The organism is Sulfurimonas sp. hsl 1-7 (assembly GCF_030577135.1).
Classification (GTDB): domain Bacteria; phylum Campylobacterota; class Campylobacteria; order Campylobacterales; family Sulfurimonadaceae; genus Sulfurimonas; species Sulfurimonas microaerophilus.
This window is the reverse complement of sequence record NZ_JAUIRR010000002.1, coordinates 1-24,856: the sequence shown is the minus strand read 5'-3', so window position 1 is coordinate 24,856 and position 24,856 is coordinate 1. Positions and strand designations below refer to the sequence as shown.

Below are 24,856 nucleotides of genomic sequence, written 5' to 3'. Positions count from 1 at the left end.
GAGGATTATAAATGTATTTAGAAAGTAGAAGAACATTTTTAAAAGGTGCTGCATTTACTGTTGCTGGTGCTGCAATTGCAAAGGGTGTTTTTACAACTGATGCTATCGCTGAATCTGTTGAAGAGAGCAAATTTACTAATACTCCGGATTCATTATCATTCTATCCTCCAATGGAAGAGTGGTCAGATTTTAAAGAATTAGATGGTGATGATTGGAAACGTGGTGGTATTGATCGTCACGGTGTAAGAAGTGAATCAAATCCGGATGGTATCGAAGTTAATGATTATACAATCGTTCCAACTGCATGTTCAAACTGTGAGGCTTCTTGTGGTTTAACTGCATGGATCGATAAAAAATCATTCACAGTTAAAAAATATATGGGTAACCCACTGCACCCAGGTTCTCGTGGTAGAAACTGTGCAAAAGGTTACGCTACACAATCTCAAATGTACGATCCGGATCGTATTGCATTCCCATTAAAGCGTGCTCCAGGTTCTGCTCGTGGTGAAGGTAAATGGATCCGTACTACATGGGATGAAGCTATGACTACTATCGGTAAGAAGATGGGAGATACATTAGCTAAAGGTGACGAGTTATCTAAAAAATCTGTAATGTTCCACGTTGGTCGTCCAAATGAGAACGGATTTACTGGTAAAGTATGGCATACACTTGGTTGTGATGCATTCAATTCACATACAAACATCTGTTCATCAGGTGGTCGTACACCAACAATTCAATGGGCAAATGACGATAGAACATCTCCGGATTGGGCTAACGCTAAGTTAATTTTCCTTAACTCTTCTCACGCTGCTGATGCTGGTCACTATTTCCAACAGTCAGCTTCATTTATCGCTGATGCAAGAGCTAAAGGTGCAAAACTTGTAGTTATGGACCCACGTATGTCTAACTCTGCTGGTATGGCAGACCTTTGGATTGCTGCATGGCCTGGTACTGAGCCTTTAATCTATCTATACTTAACACAAAGAATTCTTAACGAAGGTAAAGTAAACCGTGATTTCGTTAAAAAATGGATGAACTGGGAAGTATTCTTAGATAACAAAAAATACTTAGAGTATATGGTAGAAAAAGGGTATATCTCTAAAGTACCTACTAAGAACGATTTCGATGCATTCTTAGATACTATTAAAGAGTTATATACTCCATATACATTAGAGCACGTTTCAAAAGAGACACACGTTCCTGCATATAAACTAGAGAAACTTTATGAAATGTTTATCTGGGCTGGTACTTCAATCTCTTCTTACTTCTGGCGTGCAACTGCTGCTGGTAACCGTGGTGGTTGGATGAGTGGTAGAACTGGTTATTTACCAATTGCTCTTCGTGGTGCTATCGGACCAGAGGGTGGTACTTTCTTCCACCACTGGCACGTAATTTCTGTTGCTGGTAAAGGTGGGGCTGCTACTGTTGGTCAAGGTAAACGTGGTGCTAACGTTGCTCCTGTAGATGTTTACAACGAATTAACTTGGCCGCCTGAATGGCCATTATCAACTTACGAGTTATCATTCTTGTTACCACACCTCCTAACTGATACAGAGTGGCAAAAGAAATGGCAAGCTAAAGGACTTAACGTTCCAACTAAACTTGCTGTATGGATTCCTCGTATGTATAACCCGGTATGGATTAACCCGGATGGTTTCAGATGGTTAGAGGTTCTTAAAGATGAAAAGAAAATGGAACTTACTTTCAACCTTTCACCAACTTGGTCTGAAACAAACTGGCATGTTGACTATATCTTACCTGTTGGTTTAGCTGGTGAGCGTCACGATCAACACTCTGAAGCAACAATGCCTGCAAGATGGACTTCATTCCGTCAACCGGTAATGAGAGTTGCATTAGAAAAAGCTGGATGGAAACCGACTAACCCTAACCGTGCTACACTTGAAGCACACATCAAAGCTGGTCTTGGTGAAGTTTGGGAAGAGAATGAGTTCTGGTTTGATATGTGTGTTAACTACATCGATCCAACTGGTAAACTTGGTATCAAGAAAATGTGGGAATCTAAAAAGAATCCTGGTAAACCTGTTACAATTGCTGAGTGGTATGATGCTGCATTTGGTGATAACTTACCAAATCTTAAAGCAACTGCTACATCTGATGCAAGATACAAAGATAAAGAATACCCAGTTTATGAGTATATGAGAGATCACGGTGCTTGGATGGAAGAGAGTAAAATCTACTCTGCACAAGAGCGTGAGATTAAAGAAGAGGGTAATAACTATATCGCTCACGGTAAAAAATATAACAAACATCACGTACATATTGATAAACGTACAGGTGTTATGTCTGTTGAGCATGATGGTAAAAAACACTCTATCGGTATCGAGATTGACGGTAAGAAAATGGAAGGTTTCGCAACAATGGATAAGAAACTTGACTTCTTCTGTGAGTGGTTAGCTGATGACTGGAAATGGCCAGAATATGCAATTCCATTCTATCCGAGAACACCGGAAGAGAAAAAAAGAATGGAACACATCGTATCTCATGTAGACCATACATATATGACTGAAGAGAACTCGTATGCGTTAAATACTGTATTCCGTTTACCGTACAACATTCATACACGTTCTGCGAACTCTAAACACTTAATGGAGATCTCGCAAAACCACGATCCAATCTGGATCTCAACTAAAGATGCTAAGCGTCAAGGTTTCAAACGTGGTGATGCTATCCGTGTTAGAATCGTGGATTCAGTAACTGGTTTAGAGTCTGGTCACTTTGTTGCTATGGCTGTACCAACTGAAGGTGTATTACCAGGTACTTTAGCTTGTTCACACCACGGTGGTAGATGGAAACTTGTTAACTCTGTAAGTATCCCTAACGGTGTTACTGACGGTAAAGTTGCTTCTCAACCGGTTGCAAGAAATATGAATGACCCTCAATTCATGGCTGCTAAAGTAGAAAATGCAGGTACTGCAGAAGGTCAAATTAAAATTGAAGATTACGATGGTACAAGTGGATTAAACAGCTTTGGTGTTCCAACTGCTGAACTTGTAATGGATGGTAAAGTAGGTAAACTGAAATATACTCAAGGTATCGTACCTTTCCATACTGAACGTTTTGCTGACTATAACCGTGATAGCGGAAATATCTGGTGGGATGGTCTAAGTGGTTCATGGCAAAATGCTGTAGCTGCTGCACACCCGGATCCAATTTCTGGTATGCACTGTTGGCACCAAAAAGTTATTTTAGAGCCTGCTCAAGCTGGTGATAAAATAGGTGACATCTATGTTAACTATGAAAATAACTTCAAAATTTACCAAGGATGGAGAGACCAACTTACTCGTCCACTAAACGAGAACGATAAGTTACGTCGTCCACAACACATTAAGCGTCCATGGGTTCCACTATCGGACAAAGCTTATAAAGTAGAGATAAAAGCGTAAGGCTTTTATCCTACTTACCCCTGTTATTTTAGAAAATCTACCCACCACATTCGTAAAAACAATCCAAAAGTACTTGTATAACCAACTTCTCCAAAAACTAAGTTTTGCTTTTTATCATAGATAAATGTAGTAGGATATGCTTGAATGTTAAATATTTTAGAAAGTTCCGAGTTTGTGTCGTTTACTACTTTAAAATTTAAATCTCTCTCTTTAAGATAGGAGTGAACCTCATAGTCGCTTCCAGAGTTAACAGCAATTGTAACAACATTATAGTATTTAGATAATAGCTCTATATTTGAAGATTCAAGTTTACATGTAGGACACCATGTAGCCCAAAAATGTATAAGCAAAGGTTTAGTGTTGTCTATTTGATATTTTGAATTATCTATAAGTTTAAAAGTAGTGATTTTTAAAGCTTCTTTATTTAAGTCCTGACTTTTATACAAACTTAGTATATTAGCTATAAGAGTCATAAACAGAATAACAAAAAGCAGTTCTTTTGCATAGTGAATTATTTTCTTTTTGAACATACGTTCCCTTTTTGATTGATTTAATATAATTGTAATGATAAAAAGTTACAATTTTATTGAAATTGATATTATATAGAAGGAAAATTGATATGTTGAAAAATATAATTTTAGCGCTGTTTTTAATAGGATTCGCAGGTTGTAGTCAAAAATCTGAGATGACACACAAGGCACATCCAAAACCAAAAGCTATGTTTCAGTCAGTAAGTGAAAAAGATGCTGTACTGGTACAAGAAGGGAAAGAAAAATATCACTGTCATTTATGTGGTATGAATCTAGTGAAGTTTTATAAAACTGGCTATATTGCAGAGGATGCAAATCGTAAATATCAGTACTGCTCTATTCACTGTCTGGCTGATCATTTAAATCAAGGTGTAGAGTTGAAAAATCCACAAGTTATCAATGTAACTACTCTAAAGCCTATTCCTGTGCTTGAAGCTTACTATGTAGTTGGAAGCAATGTAAGAGGGACTATGAGCCGTGTGAGTAAATACGGTTTCAGTACTTTGGAAGCGGCAAAACAATTTCAGAAAAAACATGGTGGAGAGATCATGGATTTTAACGGTGCTTTAAAAGAGGCACAAAAAGATTTTCAGTAGAAGGACATAGATGGGGTTTTTACCGGAATATGGAGAAAAAGTTCCAGGATATGAAGTAAGAGTACTTAACGAGCGTGAAGCTAGAGCTGCGGCAGCTTTACTTTTTGTAGGAGCATTTATCGGTTTAACAAACGGTGTTATGCTTCAAACAGCAGTATTTTCAAAGTATTTCATCACTTTTTTTACTATAGATTTTTTAATTAGAATACTAAACCCTCGCTATGCACCTAGCTTAATGGTGGGACGCTTTTTTGTACAAAATCAAACACCTGAATATGTAGGTGCAACACAAAAGCGTTTTGCATGGGGACTTGGTTTTATCATAGCAGTACCGATGTTTTATTATCTGGTGATTAGTTTTGAGCCAAATCCGCTAAAAGTATTAGTGTGTTTAATTTGTATGTTTTTACTCTTTTTTGAAGCTGCATTTTCAATCTGTATAGGGTGTAAAATGTTTAATCTGTTTATGAAAGAAAAAGCGACACATTGCCCGGGCGGTGTATGTGAGTTTAGAGTAAAAGAGGATGTACAAAAGTTTAACCCACTGCAAAAGATAATTTTAATTGTGACAATAGTGGGTGCGTTATATGGAACGTATGCATACTTTACAGAGTTAAAAGACAGAACTATTTTTGTGAAAAAAATGAAAGAGCTTTTCATGTCAGATGAGGCACTAGAACAGATGCAGTATGAAAAAGATATGGCAGAATTCGATGAGGAAGAGTTTTAAAAATACAACCACTCCCTTTTAGGGAGTGATAACTACAGATTGATACCAAGATGATTGGATCAACCCCCTTTATCATCAAGCCGTAAATTAACTTTCACCATTTTTAAAAATACTATGTTAGGGTTCACCTTAGGATTATGGGCACTAAAAAGAGCAACTTCAGCATAAACATGGTTCATGACAGATCCTTAGTATTGATTTTTACAAAAGTAAAACAATATATTATAAGCAAATTGTGTTCACAAAATTGATTATTTATATAGCAATATCTAAGTTTTGAGTATTATTTTGAGAATTTGATGCTTGATTGGAACTATAAGCATCTTTGGCATTGAGTTTATCTTGTAGCTCTTTAACAAGTTCTTGCTGCGCTTGCATCTCTACCATTCGTGCAGATGAAGCGACCGAGTAATCTTGCGGACTTGGGTTTGCGGGTGCCATTGCAGCAGCAACTACTTGTCTGGCGTTTGTTATAGTCTCTTGTGGAGTGGAACCCTCTTTAAAAGAGATTGGAACCTCACCACCAATAGCATACATTTTACCATCAGGCCCTTTTTGGTAAGAAAAGGATGCAGAACCTGCAAGTCCACCACCTGCTGCCTTATGTGCAGCCTCATGTGCACGTACCTCACTATCTCTGGCTTGAAGTTTATTAACTTGCTGTTGCTCTGAAGCATCTAGTTTTAGTAGGTTATTATTTGATGATTTTGAGTCTTTTTGCGTAGATGATTCTTTTTTATCCTCTTTATTAGTGTTTTGAGATTGTTGATAAACATTTGCACCAATTGTATTGTAAGAGTTATTTGAACCTATTTGCATAATAAAAATTGTAACACGCTCTCTTTTAAAATAGACTTTGATATTATTTTAGTATATTTGATAAGGAGATTCCCATCTGTTTTGTATTCTCAATTATAGGTATTATCCTGACAATAGTATTTTATTCACAAGGGCTTATAGCGCAAGCTGTTTTTAGTGGAATTTTTACAACAGTATTATTTAGTATATTTTTGACTCGGATTTATAAAAATAGAAAGTGTATATTTGGAGATAAAAACGATTGTCATAAAGACAACCGTTTTAAAATTAAAAAGTAAGATTAAAGATTATTCGATTTCAGCGTCGATAACGTCGTCATCGTCTTTTTTCTTAGAAGCATCAGCGCCGCCTTGTGCACCTTCTTGCTCTTGTTTATACATTTGCTCAGCCATTTTGTGACTTGCTTCTGTAAGAGCTTTTACTTTCTCTTCGATTTGCTCTTTAGTAGCATTTTCATCTTTTAGAGTCTCTTTAAGAGCATCTATAGCAGCTACGATTTTAGCTTTTTCTTCAGCATCAAGTTTATCACCCATCTCTGTCATTGATTTTTCAGTTTGAGCGATAAGTGCATCTGCTTGGTTTTTAAGTTCAACTAACTCTTTTCTTTTAGAGTCTTCAGCTTTGTGAGCTTCAGCATCTTGAACCATTTTCTCAATCTCTTCTTCACTTAGTCCAGATGAACCAGAGATTGTGATTGATTGAGATTTACCAGTACCTTTATCAGTTGAGCTAACAGTTAAGATACCATTTGCATCGATATCAAAAGTTACTTCAATTTGTGGTACACCGCGTGGAGCTGCAGGGATATCACCAAGTTCAAATAAACCTAAAGATTTGTTGTCTTTAGCGAACTCACGCTCACCTTGAACTACGTTAATTGAAACTGCAGGTTGGTTGTCTTCAGCAGTTGAGAATACTTGAGATTTCTTAACAGGAATCGTAGTACCTTTTTCAATAACTTTAGTTGCAACACCACCAAGAGTTTCAATACCAAGTGATAACGGAGTAACATCTAGTAAAAGAACATCTTTAACGTCACCTCTTAAAACACCACCTTGAATAGCAGCACCCGCAGCAACAACTTCATCCGGGTTTACACCTTTGTTAAGGTCTTTTCCACCGAAGTATTCACTTACTTTTTGTTGTGCTAATGGAACACGAGTAGAACCACCAACCATGATGATCTCTTTGATCTCACCTTTATCTAAATCAGCATCTTTCATAGCTGTTGTGATGTGATCCATAGTCTCTTTAACAAGACCGTCAATCATACCCTCAAATTTAGCACGAGTCAGTTTTACAACTAAGTGTTGTGGACCAGCTTCAGTCATAGTGATGAACGGTAAGTTGATCTCAGTCTCAGTAGCTGAAGATAACTCTTTTTTAGCATTTTCAGCAGCATCTTTTAAACGTTGTAATGCCATCTTGTCATTTTTAAGATCAATTCCGTGTGAAGATTTGAACTCATCGTTTAAGAAGTCAACGATCTTGTTATCGAAGTCGTCACCACCAAGGAATGCATTACCATCAGTTGAAAGAACTTCGAAAGTTCCGTCAGAGATCTCTAATGTTGTAACGTCAAATGTACCACCACCAAGGTCGTATACTAAAACGTTTTCATCGTTTTTGCTGTCAAGTCCGTATGCAAGTGCAGAAGCAGTCGGCTCATTGATGATACGAAGAACGTTAAGTCCTGCGATTGTACCAGCATCTTTAGTCGCTTTTCTTTGTGCATCATTGAAGTAAGCAGGAACAGTAATAACAGCATCTGTAACTTTTTCACCTAAGTAAGATTCAGCATCCTCTTTTAGTTTTGTAAGGATCTTAGCTGAAATCTCTTGCGGAGTGTAAACTTTTCCAGCAACATCAACAGCAGCCATACCGTCTTTGTCTACGATCTTATAAGTAACTTTGTCATGCGCTTTTTTAGCGTTTTCTTCGTTCATCATAAGACCCATAATTCTCTTAACAGAAGAGATTGTTTTTTCAGGGTTTGTGATAGCTTGACGTTTTGCAGGATCACCTACTAAAACTTCACCTTTATCTGTAAATGCTACAACTGATGGAGTTGTGTTTTTCCCCTCTGCATTTGGGATAACTTTTGCTTCACCACCTTCGTAAACAGCTACACAAGAGTTTGTTGTACCTAAATCTATACCAATTACTTTGCTCATTTTTTTTCCTTTTAATTTATTTTTTTTCTATATTGATTAAAACTATTTATTTTTAACACCGTCATTGTACGATGTTTCAAAAATATGTTTTGCAACTTTTGTTGCATTGTGCGAAATTAATTCGCTACGACTACCATCGCTTCGCGAAGCGGTCTTTCTTTATATTTGTAACCAGTTTGGAAAGTTTGAACAATTTGCCCACTCTCAACATCTTCACTGTCTACACTTTGGATAGCATTATGGATATTTGGATCAAACGGTTCATCGTGTGATACCATTGTTACCCCATGCTTTTCAAGTGAAGTTAAAAATTGCTTATGTGTTAATTCAATTCCCTCTTTTAGCTTATCGAAAAGCTCTGCTTTATCTGCATCTGTTTGTACAGATTTTAAAGCACCCTCTAATGAATCTATAACAGGTACCATATCTTTTGCAAATTTTTCGTTCGCATATTCAACGGCTGTATATTTTTCACGCTCTAATCTTTTTTTGATATTTTCAAAATCAGCATGAACACGTGCATATTTATCTTTTAATGTTGTTAATTCGTTTTGTAATAGATCAAGTTCATTGTCAACAGCTTCAGCATCAGCTTGAGCTTCTTCATTTAACTCTTCTAAACTCTCTTCTAATTCTTCATTTTGTGTATCTTTTTTTTCTTCAGACATAATTATTTATACTCTCCTTTTCTCAAAAGATGACACTATTATACATATTGAGTGTAATAATGTCAAGTAGTATCTTATAAAAATTATATAAATAAAGTTTAGTCTAGTTATGTCAAGTTTGCCGTTTGGTCTATTATATCAATTAATGTATCATTATATATAAAATTTTGGAGTTATGATGAAGTTATTAAAGTGGATTATAGGAGTAGTACTTCTACTCTTGGCAAGTGTCTATACCCTTGCGTTTACAAGTTTTGGAAACTCGATAGTCAAGCCTATATTGGAAGAGCAAATAAATACAAAGGCACATTTAAATGCTAAAGTAGGAACATTCAGATTAAGTATGAGTGAAATTGAGCTAATGATATGGCTCCCTCAAAACAACACTATATCTGTAAAAGGGAACTATTCGCTTTTCTCTCAGTCACTAGATTTGAACTATATGGTTGATCTAAAAGATTTGGCCAGTTTAGAGTACCTGCTGCAAACAAAGTTAAACGGTTCTTTTTTTACAGACGGAACAGTAGTAGGGGATAAAGAACTTCTTGAGATCAACGGAAAAAGTGATCTTGGAAAAAGTGACACTACATATTATGTGAAATTAAATGAGTTTAATCCAAGTGCAATCATCGCTAAAATCGAAAAAGCGGATCTTAAAACACTTCTATATATGGTAAATAAACCTGCATATGCAAGTGCAGTCATTAACTTGGACCTTAACTTTAAAAACATAACTCCGCATCAACTAGACGGAGATATAACACTAATTACATTAAACGGGAAACTAAACTCTAATGTGATGAAAAAAGATTTTAATATTACGATCCCACAAACTGATTTTAAAATGAAGTTAGATGCAAAACTCCAAGGGGATGAGATCGTTTACAACTACCTGCTAAATTCAAATCTGGTAAAAATATCTTCAGATGGAAAAGTAGTTCCCCAGCCCTTAACACTTGATCTAAAATATGCACTGGATGTTGAGGAACTTGCAGTATTAAAACCGGTTACAAATGCAGATATCAGAGGAAATCTAAAACTAAGCGGTGATGTAAAAGGCTCAAAAGAGCAGATGAAAATAAAAGGCAAAACTGACATTGCGGGCTCAAACACAAGTTTTCAGGCAGTGCTAAAAGAGTTTGCACCAAAAACGCTCCAGGCTTCGATCCAACATCTTAAACTACAAAAACTTCTATATATGCTAAAACAACCCCATTATGCAGATGCTACGTTTGATCTGAGTGCATCTTTGAGCAGTTTGGATATGAAAAATTTAAAAGGTAGTGTAAAAACAGTAATTAGCGAGGGTGTACTTGATTCTAAATATCTCAGTAAAACACATGAGTTCAAGACACTTATGCCTCGTACAACTTTTAATGCTACAACTTTTACGACATTAGAAGGTACTCTAGTTGATACGAAACTAGATCTAAATTCAAATCTTGCAAATCTAGATCTAAAACGTGCCAGATTTAATCTGAAAGACAATTCTCTCAATAGTGACTACAAGGTAAAAGTTCACGATCTAGACAAGTTCTTCTTTGTAACTGAACGTCATTTAAAAGGTTCTATACTTGCAAACGGTGAAGTGAAAAAAGGAAAAGATTTAGATTTTAGCGCTTATAGTAACATTGCGGGAGGAAAATTAGATGCAAAACTTCATAACGATGATTTTGTAGCGAATCTTTCAAATATGGATACTTTAGAGGTGTTAGATATGTTGATCTATCCGAAATTGTTTAAATCAGCGGTAGATGCAACAGTTAAGTACAATTTGGCAACGGCAAGCGGTACCTGTGATGCAAAATTAAAAGATGGGTTGTTTATGAAAAACCAAGCTTTAGATTTAACAAAGCAGTATGCAAAAATAGATCTATATAAACAAAAATTCTTCGGTGATCTTAACGCTAAAATTAAGAAAGAGAATATTGTAGCTTCGCTTGATCTCAAATCAAACAGATCTTCGATCAAAACAACAGATACAAAACTGAACTCTAAAACAAAACAGATAGATTCAAAAGTAACGATTATTGCAAATAACAATCCACCGCTTTATGTTAAATTACAAGGAGATGTTAATTCTCCTAAAGTGCAAGTAGATGCAAGCGCACTCATAAAAGACGAGGCGAAAAAAGTGATCAATAAAGAGGTGAACAAACTCTTTAAAAAGCTTTTTTAACGCTCAGTTTGAAACTTATCTACAAACAGCAGCATTACCGGCAGAACGAAAAGGTCTGTCAGTAAAGAGAGCAGAATTAAAATCGCACTATATGTTCCGATAAGTTGGAGTGAGTGGATCTGTGAAAAGTATAAAGATGCAAATACTAAAATGAGTACAGCAGAACCTATGATAACCGGAATACCCGCATAGAAAAATACTTTTTCAAGTGTATGTTTTTGGCTGCGTCCAAAATATCTCAAACGGAAGTATTTAAAGGCAAAGTGAATTGTTGCATCTGAAGCAAGTCCCAAAGATATAGTCATGGCAATAAGCATCTCCAAACTCAGAGGGATGCTTAGCAGTGAGATGATAATTCCAAACCATAGTATTGGGATAACATTAATGGTAAAACCGACAAAGACCATCCCAATTGATCTAAAAATCCATCCTGTGATAAGCCCGATAATAACAAGGGCTGAAAAAAGTGACGTCGCAAGTAGAAGTGTTTGACTATACTTAGAGATACCAAGCAGTGTTTTATTGTCTATGAAATAGAGTTCTATCCCTTTGTAGTTTACAAGCCATTCCAGAAGTTCAAGCTTATTGATATCAAAAAGATTAATCTCGATGTTAATTGCACTTTCATCAAAATATTTATCGCTCAAATTATAGAGGTCCATATAAAAAAGAGCTTGCAGCAGTGCCTCCTCATCAAGCTCATCTGTTTGGGTATTCGCATTGTTTAGATTCTCTATAGCAGTTGCAAGTGAGTTTATATCTCCGAGTTCATCTTCAAATCTCTCTTGGAGATCGTTACTGAATTTTTCTACAGAGTGGATGAGGTTTAGATCGATCTCTCTATAGGGTACTTTGAGTTCAATTTGCTCGTTTTTGACAGGGAGTTTAAAGAGGTTATTGCTTTTTGAATAGATCAGATATCCGCCGCTTATAAGAAGCAGATAGGTAACGGTTAAAAAGCTGTAGAGATACTTTTTCGAATAGTGCAGTTCATTCGATGCAAGAAGGTATCCTAGTTTTGCATAGGGAACATGCGTGTGTTTGAGTTCAAAGTGGCTTACATATGCAGGTAAAAACGTTAAGTTTAACAGATACCCTATGATCGAGGAGATGATTACACTGAGACTCAGAAGTCTGATAATATCAGAATCGATAAATACTAAACTACCAAGTCCAAGTGCTGTTAAAACAGAGGTCCACATTGCCGGAACCATACTGCGGTTTAACATTTTTCGCAGGGCATTCACTTTGTTCGTTTTGTATTGAGATACATGCCATCTGTAATAAAAGTATAGAAAATCAACTAAAGCGATACTGATGGTGATAAAAGGCATCGTTACATGAATAGTATAGATATTTGTAACCATTATGATAGTGGTGAATGTTAAGATCGTTGAAAGTGCGACAAGTATCATTCCTCCGATAGCAGCGAGATAGTTACGAAAGAGCAAACGAAAAACAATCAATGTAACGAGCATGAAAATAAATGCGTAGAGAAACATCACCTGCCAGTTGATCTCATGAGTGACAGCTATATATTCATACTCTCCGGGAATATCTAAACTACTTAGATCGATTGCTTTTTGGGTACGGATAAAAAAGTAAAATGTTTGAAAATCTTCATCTACAACATTACAGTAGTCGTTATGCACCTCTTTTACCATCTTTTTAAGGTGTAAAGTATCTAAGTCTGTAGAGTTAACAACTACAACCATCTCTGAACCATCATCTTTTTTTGTCTCAATAAAGTCGTTGCTAAAAAGGGAAGATACTTTTGTAACCCCTTGGAGTGCTAGAAGTTGTTTGTGAAGATTTTTTAACTTTTCTAGGGAGTTTTCATCGAAATGATTTATATGGATTATGAGTTTTGAGAGATCATATGTATCAAACTGTTGAGCGTTCGTTTTTTTGAGCTCTTTGGAATCTTTTAACCAAAACAGCTCATCGGAAGAGAGAAATTTCGGTTGATATAAAAATGCGAGCAGTGCTGCAAGTAGAAAATAGAAAACTATAATAGGTTTTCGATATTTTACAACTTGATCAACATATCTATTTATATTTGGTGTATGGTAGTACATCTAAGAACTCACTTTTGAATAATTAAAAAGGGACGTTTATTAACATTCATCTTTTTGGCTATAGTTGCAATCCTTTGTACTCTTTGATTTGAGAGAGGAGTACCGACAGCACTTATTGTTTGTTTTTCTATCATGATCTTCAGTAGGGTATCTATAGGTTTTTTAGAGAGATAAACGGCTGATACCGCATCCGTTGAATGAAGGCGGGGAATACTGTAAAGATAGATACAGTAACGATATTTTAATAACATTTTAGGGTTTTGTGAAACCATAGAGATAAACTTACGTGAGTATGGGCATAGAGGATCTAAAAAAACATAGACTAAAAGCTTCCCTTTACCGTAAATTATCCCGTCATTCTCTATACTTTTTAAAAGTGAAATAGAGGTTTCATAAGTTAAAGGTTTCTGCTGCAGAGTTTCAGAAGCATTGAGATAAACTGCTAATAAAATCGTAAATATTATCGTTTTAATCATAGGAGAATTATAACAATTATTTATTACACTCACATTACAAAATTGTATGTTTTTTAATCAGAAGGGAAAATTACTTTTGACTGATATCCACAAGACTAAGGGCTAGAGCGACTCTGTTGTGGCCAATTAAGTCTATTGCTTGTTTCATTGTTAAACCCGTGGTCACGATATCGTCTACCAATATAATTTTATCCCCTTGAAAATTTTTTAGTTCAAAATCTCTTGGATTGTTTTCTCTGAAATACTTAGACTTTCCGGAATAAGATACACTGTTTTTTGCTCTTAGTTTATTAAACATAGGTTTGATATTGTAAGAGTTGAGATGTTTATTGAGAATGGCAGTATGGGAGTATCCGCTTGTTACTTGGTCATCTATGGGGATAGATATATAGTTCTCTTTTGTATGAAGCTCCTCTGCAAATTTGGCAAATGAATGTTTTGCCAAGATATTGTAGATATGGTAACCCACATCTGTATGTTTTGTGTGGAGCAGTTCTTTGATCTCATTATATTTGTAAAAAGATAGGAGCTGAATATTATTGTGAAGAGTTCTTTTATAGAGAGAGGGTTGGAGAAATTTTTGTTGACACGATTTGCAGATATGAGTGTAAGAAAAACTCTCACACATCATACAGCGCATTTTAGTCCATTTTCAGAACTGACATAAAAGCTTCTTGAGGAAGTTGTACTTTTCCGATAGCTTTCATACGCTTTTTACCAGCTTTTTGTTTTTCAAGAAGCTTTCTTTTACGGGTAATATCACCACCGTAACATTTGGCAGTAACGTTTTTACCTGTAGATTTTACAGTTTCACGAGCAATAACCTGACTTCCAAGAGAAGCTTGAACGGCAACTTCAAAAAGTTGACGAGGAATTAACTCTTTCATGTTCTTTACAAGTGCACGTCCGCGTGGAAGTGCTTGTGTTCTCGGTACGATAACACTTAGAGCATCTACAGCTTCTCCCGCAACTTTGATATCTAGTTTAACAAGGTCACCCTCTTTAAAATCGATCGGCTCATAATCAAAAGAAGCATACCCTTTTGAGATAGATTTTAATGTATCGTAAAAATCCATTACGATCTCATTCATCGGAATCTCATACTCAAGCATTACCCTGTCTTCATTAAGGTAAGTCATCTTTGTTTGGTTCCCGCGTTTAGAAACTAACAGAGTAATAATATTTCCAAGGTATTCGCTCGGAGTAATTACTGTCGCACGTACATACGGCTCTTCAATATGATCTATCTTCTGAACAGGTGGCAGTTCTGATGGGTTTTGTACCTCTATGTTTGAACCGTCTGTCAGATAAACATGATACACAACAGATGGTGCAGTCGCAATCAAATCAAGACCGTATTCACGCTCAAGTCTCTCTTTGATAACTTCCATATGGAGCATTCCAAGGAAACCTACACGGAAACCAAACCCTAGAGCCACTGATGTTTCAGGCTCATAAGATAAAGAGGAATCGTTTAGTTTTAACTTATCGAGTGCATCACGAAGATCTTCAAATTTATCTGTATCGATTGGATAAAGTCCCGCAAATACAAACGGTTTTGCCGGTTCATAATTCCCAACAGGCTCTGCAGTCGGGTTTTTAGCATCTGTGATAGTATCACCTACACTTACAACACTTACCTCTTTAAGACCTAGAACAACAATACCAATCTCACCAGACTTGATAGCTTGTGTTTTGATCTTTTTCTTAGGGTGTGGATACATAAGATCAAGAACTTGATGCTCTTCACCACTACTCATAAGTTTAATTGTCTGACCTTTTGAAATCTCTCCGTCAAATACACGAACCAGTGCAAGTGCACCAAGGTATGTATCGAACCAAGAATCGTAAATGATAGCTTTTGTTGTCGCATTTGGATCACCCACAGGTGCCGGTACACGCTCAACAATAGCGTCAATTAATTCACGGATACCTATACCTGTTTTCGCACTTACAAGTACAGCATCTGTTGCATCGATTCCGATCGAAGTTTCAATCTCTTCAGCTACACGTTCAGGTTCAGCTGCAGGTAAATCTATCTTATTGATAACTGGAATAAGTTCAAGGTCATTATCAAGTGCAAGGTAAACATTTGCAATTGTTTGTGCTTCAACACCTTGTGCAGCATCAACGATTAAAAGTGCACCGTCAGATGATGCCAGTGATTTACTTACCTCGTAAGAGAAGTCAACGTGGCCCGGAGTGTCTATAAGGTTAAGGATATAGTGCTCACCGTCTTTTACATAGTCAAGTCTAACAGATTGTGCTTTGATCGTGATACCACGCTCTTGCTCAATATCCATAGTATCCATCATCTGTGAGCTAAGCTCTCTTTCACTTACAGCTCCACACTCTTGGATAATTCTATCTGCTAGTGTACTTTTACCGTGATCAATATGTGCGATAATAGAAAAGTTTCTAATATTTTCCAAGGTTTTCCTCTACATAAACAGGCTGTTAACACTTTCGTTGTGGTAAACTCTACGGATTACTTCAGCGAATAGCGGAGCTACTGTTAAAACTTTAATTTTATTATGTTGTTTTGTCTCTAGTGTATTTGTAATGATAAGCTCATCAAGTTCACCGTTTGAAAGATTATCGTATGCTTTTCCGCTAAGTACACCGTGAGTTGCACATGCCATTACAGAAGCAGCACCTTTGTTTTTAAGTGCAGTTGCAGCTTTTACCATAGTTCCTGCAGTATCAACCATATCGTCGATCATAATTACATCTTTATCTGTAACATCACCGATAATGTTCATAACTTCACTCTCGTTTGCTTTTTCACGACGTTTATCAACGATAACCATCTCTAAGCCCATTCTGCTTGCAAAGTATCTAGCACGAGCAACCCCACCGATGTCCGGAGAAGCGATAATAGGGTTTTTAAGGTTTTTAGACTTAATGTATTGTTCAAAAGTGATACTTCCGTAGAGGTTATCAACCGGAATGTCAAAGAATCCTTGAATTTGTCCAGCGTGTAAGTCGATTGTTACAACTCTGTCGATACCCGCAGTTTGATACATGTCTGCAACTAGTTTTGCAGTAATAGGAACCCTTGGAGCAGCTTTACGATCTTGTCTTGCATATCCATAGTATGGAACAACAGCAGTGATACTTGAAGCTGAAGAGCGGCGAAGTGCATCTGTCATAATTAGAAGTTCCATTAAGTTGTCATTAGATGGAGCACCAGTTGATTGTACAATGAAAACATCACGACCACGAACAGACTCAGAAATTTGTACTGAGATCTCACCATCACTAAACTTTTTAACATCAGCTTTTGCCAACGGCACATCTAAAACAGAACAGATCTCTTTAGCAAAATCGACACTTGCAGTACCAGCAAAAATTTTATAACCACGCATAAGTTACCTTTTGAAAAAATTATTACGTGATTATACTGCAAGAGTTCTAAGAGGATGTTAAAAGCAAAAAATTACTGGCAGTTTTTGCAAAGTCCGGATAAAACCATATCAACTTTATTGACTTTAAAATTTGTATGGCTGAGATCGAACTCATGAATAGGAGAAAGATCTAAATGGATATCTTCTACCTCTCCACATTTTTCACATACTAAATGTGAGTGTGCCTCTTTTGTAAGTTCATAGACAGATTTGGCATTTGGAAGTTTTACCTCTTGTATAAAGGCATTTTCGATCATAATATTTATATTTTTATAGATCGTCGCCAAAGATATAGAATTGAACTTCTTTAACAATATATCATAGAGTTTTTCTATAGTTAAGTGCCCATTGAGCATCAAAGCATTTGCGATCTCGATACGTTGAGGAGTCGCTTTTAGATGATGAGCTCTTAACAGTTCTGTATAATTTTCCATGTTTATATTATACAACACCAATTATTAAAGGAGAATCCTTATATTTTAATTATAATTTTTTTTAAAGTATCTTTTGGAAACGGATAAGGGTAGAGCGTAAAATAGCACCTTTGTCGGTATGGGTGCTTTTCATCTGAAGTTCACTCTCTAAAAGAAGCTCGTGAAGTTTATAATATACAGGCGGCTTTATCTTAATTGATTGGTTCGCTTTTGCATCAACTACAAATTTTGGAGCAGGGTAGCCTAAAATATCAAGGGCATTGGGTGCACCGTTAACTCGGATATAGATATTGAACATATAGAGCTGGGTAATATAAGATGTAAGTGTAGTGAGAATACGAATCTCATCTTCACCGTGTTCGAGTATGTTTTGAAGATCTTCGGTAATATCCCGTTTTTCTAAAAGTTTTTTCATAAAATCTTCAAGATTTATCTCCCCCAAACCATATACGATGTTATCTATGTCTTTAGTGGTAATTTCACGATCGAAAACTGCGAGTTTGTCAAGCTCATTGGCTGCAAGCGCTACATCTGCATTATGAGTATTAAGAAGATGGGATACACTATATTTATCTATATTGACGTTTTTTTGCTGAGCAAGGTTGAGAATGATATTTTGCGCTTCATACTCTTTTGGATTGAAAAACCTTACACTCATCGCTTGTGTTTTTGCAAACGCTTTTGTATATGTTTTATGATCGCTTCCGTAGTAAGCATACACAAAAACATTATCTGGATTTTTTTCACACAGTGCAATGAGTGTTTCAAGATCTTTTTTATTGACTTTCTTTTCACTCTTAATGATCAAAATATTGCGATCGCCAAAGAGTGACGCTTGTGAAAGATGCGCTTTTGCAGAGTTGAAGTCATACTCGTCATAATAATATGTAAGAGTATTTGCATCCTCGATGTTAGTCATCATTTTAGTGTACATATCTATTAAAAAAGCACTCTCTCCAAAAAAGACTAAGGCGTTTGAGACACTTTTACTTTGAATATGTTTGTCAAACTCTGCTTTATACATCAACTCTTCTTACAACAGTTGCAAAGATTTTCGCCCGTGCAATATCAACTTTATCGATTCTGACAATGACATCTTCAAAGAGAACAAAATTATCGTGTGCAGTGAGTTGCAGTTTCGCACCAACGATCTCATCTTTAAGTTCACCTCTAAGCTCAGGATCGGTTGCCGAAATTTTTGCTTTAAACTCTTTACCTATGTTCTCATTTGCCCAGCGTGCATATTTACGAGCCATAAACTCTATCTCGATAGTGCTTGCCTCACGCTCTTTTTCACTGATCGCCATTGAAAGAGATTCTATATTTCTAAGAACGTAAGAGCCCTCAGCGGTATCACCTGCATTGATAGCTTTGAGTAAACGGTGTACAATCAGGTCACTATATCTTCTAATCGGAGATGTAAAATGTGTATAGCGCTCAAATCCCAGTCCAAAGTGTCCATAGTTCATAGGTGCATAACGTGCCTGCATCTGTGCACGGATGATCAGTGTATCCACTTCACTTTCAAGATTTAAGTCTCTAGCTTGCTCTTGAATGAACTCAATAGTCTCTTTGACCGTATCTTTCATCTCTATCTGAATACCGATAGAGGATAACTCTTGATAAAGTACCTGCAGTTTTGCCTGACTAGGCGGTTCGTGAATCCTGAAAATACCGCGGTCATAACGTGCAGCAGCTTCTTTATTTGCTAAAAGCATACAATCTTCGATCAAAGAGTGTGACGGAGTCTCCTCAGCTTCATGTGTTGAGAGAATATGGTGCTGTTCATCGATCTTCATCTCTATCTCGCTTGATCTAAAGTCAAATCCGATTTTCAATCTCTTTTCACGCAGTGCATCGGTAATAGGCTTGAGTTTAGAGATCGCATCTAAAACCTCTTCTTCATCACTGTTTTGTGGTTTGAGCTTCCCTTCAAAAAAGAGGTCTATCTCTTCATAGTTAAATCTTCTTTTTGAATGGATAATAGCCTCATAAACCTCAGAGTGTACAACCTCTAAAGATTCACGATCGAGTTGCATCTGAAATACATAAGAGAGTCTGTCTTTATGGGGTTGGAGTGAACATAAAGTTTCACTTAGTTCACGTGGTAACATCGGGATCGAACGATGAGGCAGGTAGATAGAAAAACTTCTGTATATCGCTTCATCATCTATTGGACCGAACGGTTTTACATACTCACTTACATCTGCGATCGCTACATAAAGAGTAGAGTTTGCATCATCCCAGCAGATGGCATCATCAAAGTCTTTTGCGGTAACGGGATCGATTGTAGAAAAAGGTAATGCTCTGAGATCTTTTCTCTTTGGATATTTTGAAGCATCTACCTCAGGAAATGATTTTGCAAGTTTTAAAACCTCTTCATCGAATTCGTCATGCTTATTGAACTGAGCAAGTACGATCTTCTCATCTACTAAAGGATCATCAAGGTTACCAAGAAATTCAATCACTTTATTTTCGAAGTTGTCTATTTTAAAAAGGTCCCCTAGATTGTGGTTGTTTAATTCCTCTTCGCTAAGTTCTGCTCCGACAGGATGCTCGCTTTTTAAATCTACTAACGATCTGTGACCGTACTTTTCTATAATGTAACCGATAGAGTAGGTTTGCTCACGCCCTACAATTTCAGCGATAACTGCAGCGGGAGTTCCACGCTTGCCAAGCAATCTTTTTGCAATAATGAGATCACCCTCTGTGGCTACACCGATCTCCTCTATATATAAATCTTTTACATTTTCACCGATAACATGCAGGTATGCTGTGTTGTTTTGGATAAGTCCCAAAGTTCCTGCACGATATTTAGAATGAAATTTGTAAACATTGTCTTTGTATGTGAGGTAGTTTTTTGCAACCCATTCTTTAATGAGCTGGAGTTCGTGTTCAGTGGTATCTTGCTCACTCAATCCATGAGTGAGCTTAATGAGTAGAGATTTCAAGTTGTAAGATCTTTTTCTATAGATTTTCTATAGCTGTTTCATAGCTTTCTAAATCAAGTTCATATTTTGCGATTAACTCTTTTGCTGCTGCGATACTTTCCTCTGTAACAACACCGTTCATAGGTACCGATACACGAACAACATGAAGAATTTTTGCTGCACGTTTTGTATCTTCATCTTCCGCTTTTTCAGGATCTTCACAGTGTGCGATTACATCAACAAGGCTTGATTCAAATTTCCATTGGCTGAAGATTAAAGAACTAACTTCTGGAGTATCTGCACCCACAACCTCTTTCTCAGCTTCTTCAACATCTTTTAATTTCTCAAGAGCCTCACGAAATTCTCCCTGTTTTGATTCAGCAATAATTTGTTGAGCTATAAGAACTTTTCCAATCTCAACTAAAAAAGCCGCAGGAGATAAAACACCCATAAGTTTGTTTTCTTTTCTTAAACACCATGCAGTTACAAGTGCGTGTTGTTTTTTTGAAAGAGTAGAGAACATCTCGTTAGAGATTCCGTACGGAGATAAATCAAGAGGAAAGCTTTTCTTTACAATCGATGCCAAAGCAAAACCACGAACAGTCCCCATCCCAAAAAGTCCTACAGCTTGAGAGATAGCATTGATCTCACGTGAAAAACCGTATAGTGGAGAGTTTGCTGCTTTTAAGATATCTGCAGTTAAAAGAGGATCCTTTTCCAAGATCTTTACCATGTCGTTAAAAGTACTATCCGGATTTTGATACACTGCTTCTATTTGCATAGCAGATTCCGGAAGTGGCGGCAGTTGTTTAATCTTTTTTAAAATTGCTTCAGTCATAAGGCTAGACTCTCTTCTTTTAGAATTATTGTAATTGTATAATTATATAACTAATATATAAAATCACACTGAATATTTACAAAAAGCTGTTATGATTTTTGTTTAAAACAAATTACTAAAATATGGAGACAAAATATGCAAAATGATGCGATGCTAATACAGTTAGGATATGCACCAAATCAAACATTGATTGAACAGTTTGAAAAGATAAAAAATAATACAAAAGATTATGCAAAAATTGAGAAGCATATTATGGACTTACACGATCATTTAAAAGTGAACAATGCCTATGTAGCACTCTCAAACTCAAAAGATTACTTAAAGATTAAAATCGAATCTGATTCTAATGAATTGGTAGAAGAAGCACATCAAAAAGTAAAACATTTCAGCGATAAGTATAAAGTTAAGCTTGAAAAAATTCCTCAAAAAGAAACGTACTATATTTTAGGATTCCACCACTAAATTATGACAGAACCTATGAGTTTAGAAGGGTATGATCTTCTGGTAGAAGAGTTTAAATTTCTACTAGAGATTGAAAAACCCAAAACTGCAGAAGAGAAAAGGGTAGCTGCCGCACTTGGAGATAGAAGTGAAAATGCAGACTACCAAGCCGCTAAAGAGAAACTTCGTTTTATCGATAAAAGACTTTTTTATCTTGACAAGATGATAAAATCCGCAAATGTGATAGACCCTTCACTCCATCCTCATCTAAAAGTTTCATTTGGAAGTACGGTTACAATTATAAACATAGATACCGATGAAGAGGAAGTATATACTCTGTGCGGTGTGTTAGAGAGTGAAATAGAAAACGGTTTGATCTCGATCCATTCCCCTCTAGCACGTGCTATGATTGGTAAAGAAGAGGGTGATGATTTTAAAGTAAAACTTCCTAAGGGTGTTAAAGAGTATGAGATTGAGAAGATTGAATACATTAATATCTTTTCACTTAAAAAAAATATTCGAACAAAAAAAGAGTTCTCTTTCCATTAAAATAATATTTAGAAGATTTTAGATATAATCCACGTTTAAAAACTAAAATTTTAGGAACTATCCGTGAGCCAACAATTACCTGATATAGATCAACAACTTGCAAATCACAAGTTAAGCCAAGATGACTATACACATATAAAAGAGATTTTAGGTCGTGAACCAAATCTTGTAGAACTTGGTATTTTTTCAGCAATGTGGTCTGAACACTGTTCATACAAATCTTCAAAAGTGCACCTAAAAGGTTTCCCTACTAAAGCACCGTGGGTTATCCAGGGTCCAGGTGAAAATGCCGGAGTTATCGACATCGGTGATGGATATGCTGCTGTATTTAAAATGGAATCACACAATCACCCAAGTTTTATTGAACCGTACCAAGGTGCTGCAACTGGTGTTGGTGGTATTATGCGTGACGTTTTCACAATGGGTGCTCGTCCTGTTGCAAACTTAAATGCACTAAGATTTGGTAATGTATTAAATGATGATGATATCTCAAAACACCAAAGATATTTAGTACGTGGTGTAACTGAAGGGATCGGTGGATACGGTAACTGTATGGGTGTACCGACTATCGGTGGTGAGACTAGTTTCGATGAGTGTTATAACGGAAACATTCTGGTAAATGCCTTTACATTAGGTCTTGCAAAATCTGATGAGATCTTCTATGGTCGTGCAGAAGGTATTGGAAATCCTGTACTTTACGTTGGTGCAAAAACTGGTCGTGACGGTCTTGGTGGGGCTGTTATGAGTTCAGATTCTTTTACTGAAGAGTCAAAATCTCTTCGTCCTACTGTTCAAGTTGGAGATCCGTTTACTGAGAAACTTCTTCTTGAAGCGTGTTTAGAGCTTTTCAAAACTGATCACGTTGTTGGTATTCAAGATATGGGTGCTGCAGGTCTTACATCTTCTTCATTTGAGATGGCTGGGCGTTCAGGTTCAGGTATGATCATGCATCTAGATAAAGTTCCTGCTCGTGAAGAGGGAATGACTCCATACGACTTTATGCTTTCTGAATCTCAAGAGCGTATGCTTCTTTGTGCTAAAAAAGGGAGTGAAGCAGAAATTATCAAGATTTTTGAAAAATGGGATCTTGATGCTGCTGTAATCGGTGAGGTAACAGCTACTGGAAATATGGAACTATTCTGGCACGGTGAAAAAGTTGCTGAGGTTCCTGTTGATCCTGTTTCAGAAGAAGCACCTGAGCTGAACCGTCCAATGAAAAAACCGGCTTACTTAGATGAGATCAAAGATACTACTATTAATGATTTTGCAAAAGTATCAAATCAAGAAGCGTTTGAAAAGCTTACAAAATCTATGGAAGTTGTAGATAAATCTTGGATCTATACTCAATACGATTCTATGGTACAAACAAACACGGTAAAAAAAGGTGGAGAGCTTGATGCATCTGTAATCCGTGTAAAAGAAAACGGTCGTGCTTTAGCTATGTCGGCTGACTGTAATGTACGTTACTGTTTCATTGATCCTCGTGGCGGTGGAGCTGCTGCTGTAATTGAGTCTGGTAGAAATGTTGCAATGTCGGGTGCAAGACCGCTTGCGATTACTGACTGTCTTAACTACGGTAACCCTGAAAATCCGGAAGTTATGTGGCAATTCGGTGAAGGTTGTTTAGGTATTAAAGAAGCGTGTGCTGAACTTACTACTCCAGTTATCGGTGGAAACGTTTCACTATATAATGAAACAAATGGTGTATCTGTTTTCCCAACTCCATCAATTGCAACTGTTGGTGTAAACGATGACCAAAACAATGTACTTCTTTCAAACTTCCAAAATGAAGGTGATATCCTTTATCTAGTTGGTGAGTCAAAAAGTGAATTCGGTGGTTCATTATATATGAAAGAGATCTGTGGCACTGTTGCCGGAACTCTTCCTGAGATCGACTACAAAAAAGAGCTTGCTCTTTGGGACTTAGTAATTGAAGCGAATAAAAAACACTTATTAGAGTGTGCAAAAGATGCTTCAAGCGGTGGTGTTGCGATTGCGTTAGCTAAAATGGCAGCAACATCAGGTCTTGGATGTGATGTAAACATGAGTGTTATAGATGAAAGAGATATCTTTGCTGAGTCTTTCAGCCGTGCTATCGTATCTGTAAAACCTGAGAATGCAGCTGCTTTTGAAGCTGAGTTAAACGGTCTTGCATGTGAGAAAATCGGTACAGTTGGTGGAGATACAATCAGAATCAATGACGTTTCAATGAGCATGGAACTACTTAAAGACAACTACTTCAACACATTTAAAAGAGTAATTGAGAGAGATTTATAGTCTCTCCATACTCCCTCTCTACAGACTTTCCCTTAATTTTCACTCACTTTTTGATTAATTATTAATCAAATTAACTGCCTAAAAAATAATCAGTTTTTTGTCATCAATCACTTTGAAAAGGTATATAATTTTTCTACATTATTTCGAAGGATTAACATGAAGAGATGGCTAGTAGCGATGTTGTTCGCATTACCGACTTTGGCGTTAGCAGAGGATGCGCCGAAATTAGATACAGGTGATACAGCGTGGATGATGGTATCAGCTGCATTAGTATTACTAATGACACCGGCAGGGTTGGCGCTTTTTTATGCAGGTATGACAAGAAG

General features: G+C 36.6%; 20 protein-coding genes and 1 pseudogene. 8 read left to right on the top strand and 13 right to left on the bottom strand.

Annotated features, from left to right (window positions below; all coding sequences use genetic code 11):
- Window positions 1-11: 11 nt before the first annotated feature.
- On the top strand, window positions 12-3,404 hold the full coding sequence (locus QWY88_RS03695; RefSeq protein WP_304544215.1) for a molybdopterin-dependent oxidoreductase: 3,393 nt from the start codon (window positions 12-14) through the stop codon (window positions 3,402-3,404).
- Window positions 3,405-3,427: 23 nt separating this feature from the next.
- Here the strand turns inward: QWY88_RS03695 and QWY88_RS03690 are convergent, their stop codons facing one another.
- A complete protein-coding gene (locus QWY88_RS03690) occupies window positions 3,428-3,934 on the bottom strand; it encodes a redoxin family protein (protein WP_304544213.1) in 507 nt (168 codons plus the stop codon).
- Between the two features lie 89 nt (window positions 3,935-4,023).
- Between QWY88_RS03690 and QWY88_RS03685 the strand changes: the two genes are divergently transcribed.
- Both QWY88_RS03685 and QWY88_RS03680 read left to right on the top strand, forming a co-directional pair.
- The gene (locus QWY88_RS03685) at window positions 4,024-4,530 is read left to right on the top strand and encodes a nitrous oxide reductase accessory protein NosL (protein ID WP_304544211.1); all 507 of its coding nucleotides are present in this window, start codon (window positions 4,024-4,026) and stop codon (window positions 4,528-4,530) included.
- A 10-nt stretch (window positions 4,531-4,540) separates the two neighbouring features.
- Window positions 4,541-5,260, top strand: a complete 720-nt coding sequence (locus tag QWY88_RS03680; RefSeq protein ID WP_304544208.1) for a DUF4395 domain-containing protein — start codon at window positions 4,541-4,543, stop codon at window positions 5,258-5,260.
- A gap of 255 nt (window positions 5,261-5,515) precedes the next feature.
- Here QWY88_RS03680 and QWY88_RS03675 read toward each other — a convergent pair whose 3' ends face one another.
- The 3 genes from QWY88_RS03675 to grpE form a co-directional block, all read right to left on the bottom strand.
- The gene (locus tag QWY88_RS03675) at window positions 5,516-6,079 is read right to left on the bottom strand and encodes a putative metalloprotease CJM1_0395 family protein (RefSeq protein ID WP_304544205.1); all 564 of its coding nucleotides are present in this window, start codon (window positions 6,077-6,079) and stop codon (window positions 5,516-5,518) included.
- 287 nt (window positions 6,080-6,366) lie between these two features.
- Window positions 6,367-8,253 carry a molecular chaperone DnaK gene (gene dnaK / locus QWY88_RS03670; RefSeq protein ID WP_304544203.1) on the bottom strand — a complete coding sequence of 629 codons (1,887 nt, stop codon included), beginning with the start codon at window positions 8,251-8,253 and terminating at the stop codon, window positions 6,367-6,369.
- A gap of 116 nt (window positions 8,254-8,369) precedes the next feature.
- Window positions 8,370-8,921, bottom strand: a complete 552-nt coding sequence (gene grpE / locus QWY88_RS03665; RefSeq protein ID WP_304544201.1) for a nucleotide exchange factor GrpE — start codon at window positions 8,919-8,921, stop codon at window positions 8,370-8,372.
- Window positions 8,922-9,099: 178 nt separating this feature from the next.
- On the opposite strand from grpE, the gene QWY88_RS03660 reads away from it, so the two are divergent.
- Entirely contained in the window at window positions 9,100-11,100 is a 2,001-nt protein-coding gene (locus tag QWY88_RS03660) for a translocation/assembly module TamB domain-containing protein (RefSeq protein ID WP_304544199.1), read from the top strand.
- Here QWY88_RS03660 and QWY88_RS03655 read toward each other — a convergent pair.
- The 9 genes from QWY88_RS03655 to QWY88_RS03615 all read right to left on the bottom strand — a co-directional run bounded on the left by QWY88_RS03655 (window position 11,097) and on the right by QWY88_RS03615 (window position 21,263).
- A complete protein-coding gene (locus QWY88_RS03655; RefSeq protein WP_304544197.1) occupies window positions 11,097-13,178 on the bottom strand; it encodes an RND transporter family protein in 2,082 nt (693 codons plus the stop codon). The two genes, QWY88_RS03660 and QWY88_RS03655, sit on opposite strands and share 4 nt — an antisense overlap.
- Window positions 13,179-13,186: 8 nt before the next feature.
- The gene (locus QWY88_RS03650) at window positions 13,187-13,654 is read right to left on the bottom strand and encodes a thioredoxin domain-containing protein (RefSeq protein ID WP_304544195.1); all 468 of its coding nucleotides are present in this window, start codon (window positions 13,652-13,654) and stop codon (window positions 13,187-13,189) included.
- 70 nt (window positions 13,655-13,724) lie between these two features.
- A complete protein-coding gene (locus tag QWY88_RS03645; protein ID WP_304544193.1) occupies window positions 13,725-14,285 on the bottom strand; it encodes a phosphoribosyltransferase family protein in 561 nt (186 codons plus the stop codon).
- Between the two features lie 10 nt (window positions 14,286-14,295).
- Window positions 14,296-16,086, bottom strand: coding sequence for a translation elongation factor 4 (lepA, locus tag QWY88_RS03640; RefSeq protein ID WP_304544192.1), 1,791 nt, complete (start codon window positions 16,084-16,086; stop codon window positions 14,296-14,298).
- A 9-nt stretch (window positions 16,087-16,095) separates the two neighbouring features.
- Complete coding sequence (locus QWY88_RS03635) at window positions 16,096-17,022, bottom strand: ribose-phosphate pyrophosphokinase (protein ID WP_304544190.1); 927 nt, start codon at window positions 17,020-17,022, stop codon at window positions 16,096-16,098.
- 71 nt (window positions 17,023-17,093) lie between these two features.
- The gene (locus QWY88_RS03630) at window positions 17,094-17,495 is read right to left on the bottom strand and encodes a Fur family transcriptional regulator (protein WP_304544188.1); all 402 of its coding nucleotides are present in this window, start codon (window positions 17,493-17,495) and stop codon (window positions 17,094-17,096) included.
- A 61-nt stretch (window positions 17,496-17,556) separates the two neighbouring features.
- Window positions 17,557-18,519: a DNA polymerase III subunit delta gene (gene holA, locus QWY88_RS03625; protein ID WP_304544186.1), complete on the bottom strand. Its 963-nt coding sequence runs from the start codon at window positions 18,517-18,519 to the stop codon at window positions 17,557-17,559.
- Window positions 18,512-20,446 carry an RNB domain-containing ribonuclease gene (locus tag QWY88_RS03620; protein WP_304544184.1) on the bottom strand — a complete coding sequence of 645 codons (1,935 nt, stop codon included), beginning with the start codon at window positions 20,444-20,446 and terminating at the stop codon, window positions 18,512-18,514. The genes holA and QWY88_RS03620 overlap by 8 nt, the downstream gene beginning before the upstream one ends.
- Before the next feature lie 16 nt (window positions 20,447-20,462).
- The gene (locus QWY88_RS03615; protein WP_304544182.1) at window positions 20,463-21,263 is read right to left on the bottom strand and encodes an HDOD domain-containing protein; all 801 of its coding nucleotides are present in this window, start codon (window positions 21,261-21,263) and stop codon (window positions 20,463-20,465) included.
- Window positions 21,264-21,398: 135 nt separating this feature from the next.
- Between QWY88_RS03615 and QWY88_RS03610 the strand changes: the two genes are divergently transcribed.
- From QWY88_RS03610 to QWY88_RS03595, 4 genes and pseudogenes are all read left to right on the top strand, one after another.
- Window positions 21,399-21,725 (top strand): hypothetical protein, encoded by a 327-nt coding sequence (locus tag QWY88_RS03610; protein WP_304544180.1) that lies wholly within the window; start codon window positions 21,399-21,401, stop codon window positions 21,723-21,725.
- A gap of 3 nt (window positions 21,726-21,728) precedes the next feature.
- Window positions 21,729-22,253 (top strand): GreA/GreB family elongation factor, encoded by a 525-nt coding sequence (locus QWY88_RS03605; RefSeq protein ID WP_304544179.1) that lies wholly within the window; start codon window positions 21,729-21,731, stop codon window positions 22,251-22,253.
- 63 nt (window positions 22,254-22,316) lie between these two features.
- Window positions 22,317-24,530, top strand: a complete 2,214-nt coding sequence (purL, locus tag QWY88_RS03600; protein WP_304544177.1) for a phosphoribosylformylglycinamidine synthase subunit PurL — start codon at window positions 22,317-22,319, stop codon at window positions 24,528-24,530.
- Between the two features lie 156 nt (window positions 24,531-24,686).
- Window positions 24,687-24,856, top strand: a pseudogene (locus QWY88_RS03595) (ammonium transporter); the annotation flags it as partial.

Excerpts from the sequence above, each read along its gene's own strand:
- QWY88_RS03605 (WP_304544179.1), top strand. The coding sequence starts at position 21,729 with ATGACAGAACCTATGAGTTTAGAAGGGTATGATCTTCTGGTAGAAGAG.
- dnaK (WP_304544203.1), bottom strand. The coding sequence starts at position 8,253 with ATGAGCAAAGTAATTGGTATAGATTTAGGTACAACAAACTCTTGTGTA.
- QWY88_RS03650 (WP_304544195.1), bottom strand. The coding sequence starts at position 13,654 with ATGATTAAAACGATAATATTTACGATTTTATTAGCAGTTTATCTCAAT.
- QWY88_RS03660 (WP_304544199.1), top strand. The coding sequence starts at position 9,100 with ATGAAGTTATTAAAGTGGATTATAGGAGTAGTACTTCTACTCTTGGCA.
- QWY88_RS03655 (WP_304544197.1), bottom strand. The coding sequence starts at position 13,178 with ATGTACTACCATACACCAAATATAAATAGATATGTTGATCAAGTTGTA.
- QWY88_RS03630 (WP_304544188.1), bottom strand. The coding sequence starts at position 17,495 with ATGGAAAATTATACAGAACTGTTAAGAGCTCATCATCTAAAAGCGACT.
- QWY88_RS03685 (WP_304544211.1), top strand. The coding sequence starts at position 4,024 with ATGTTGAAAAATATAATTTTAGCGCTGTTTTTAATAGGATTCGCAGGT.
- QWY88_RS03695 (WP_304544215.1), top strand. The coding sequence starts at position 12 with ATGTATTTAGAAAGTAGAAGAACATTTTTAAAAGGTGCTGCATTTACT.
- QWY88_RS03645 (WP_304544193.1), bottom strand. The coding sequence starts at position 14,285 with ATGATGTGTGAGAGTTTTTCTTACACTCATATCTGCAAATCGTGTCAA.
- QWY88_RS03615 (WP_304544182.1), bottom strand. The coding sequence starts at position 21,263 with ATGACTGAAGCAATTTTAAAAAAGATTAAACAACTGCCGCCACTTCCG.
- QWY88_RS03635 (WP_304544190.1), bottom strand. The coding sequence starts at position 17,022 with ATGCGTGGTTATAAAATTTTTGCTGGTACTGCAAGTGTCGATTTTGCT.
- QWY88_RS03680 (WP_304544208.1), top strand. The coding sequence starts at position 4,541 with ATGGGGTTTTTACCGGAATATGGAGAAAAAGTTCCAGGATATGAAGTA.
- grpE (WP_304544201.1), bottom strand. The coding sequence starts at position 8,921 with ATGTCTGAAGAAAAAAAAGATACACAAAATGAAGAATTAGAAGAGAGT.
- QWY88_RS03610 (WP_304544180.1), top strand. The coding sequence starts at position 21,399 with ATGCAAAATGATGCGATGCTAATACAGTTAGGATATGCACCAAATCAA.
- holA (WP_304544186.1), bottom strand. The coding sequence starts at position 18,519 with ATGTATAAAGCAGAGTTTGACAAACATATTCAAAGTAAAAGTGTCTCA.
- QWY88_RS03675 (WP_304544205.1), bottom strand. The coding sequence starts at position 6,079 with ATGCAAATAGGTTCAAATAACTCTTACAATACAATTGGTGCAAATGTT.
- QWY88_RS03690 (WP_304544213.1), bottom strand. The coding sequence starts at position 3,934 with ATGTTCAAAAAGAAAATAATTCACTATGCAAAAGAACTGCTTTTTGTT.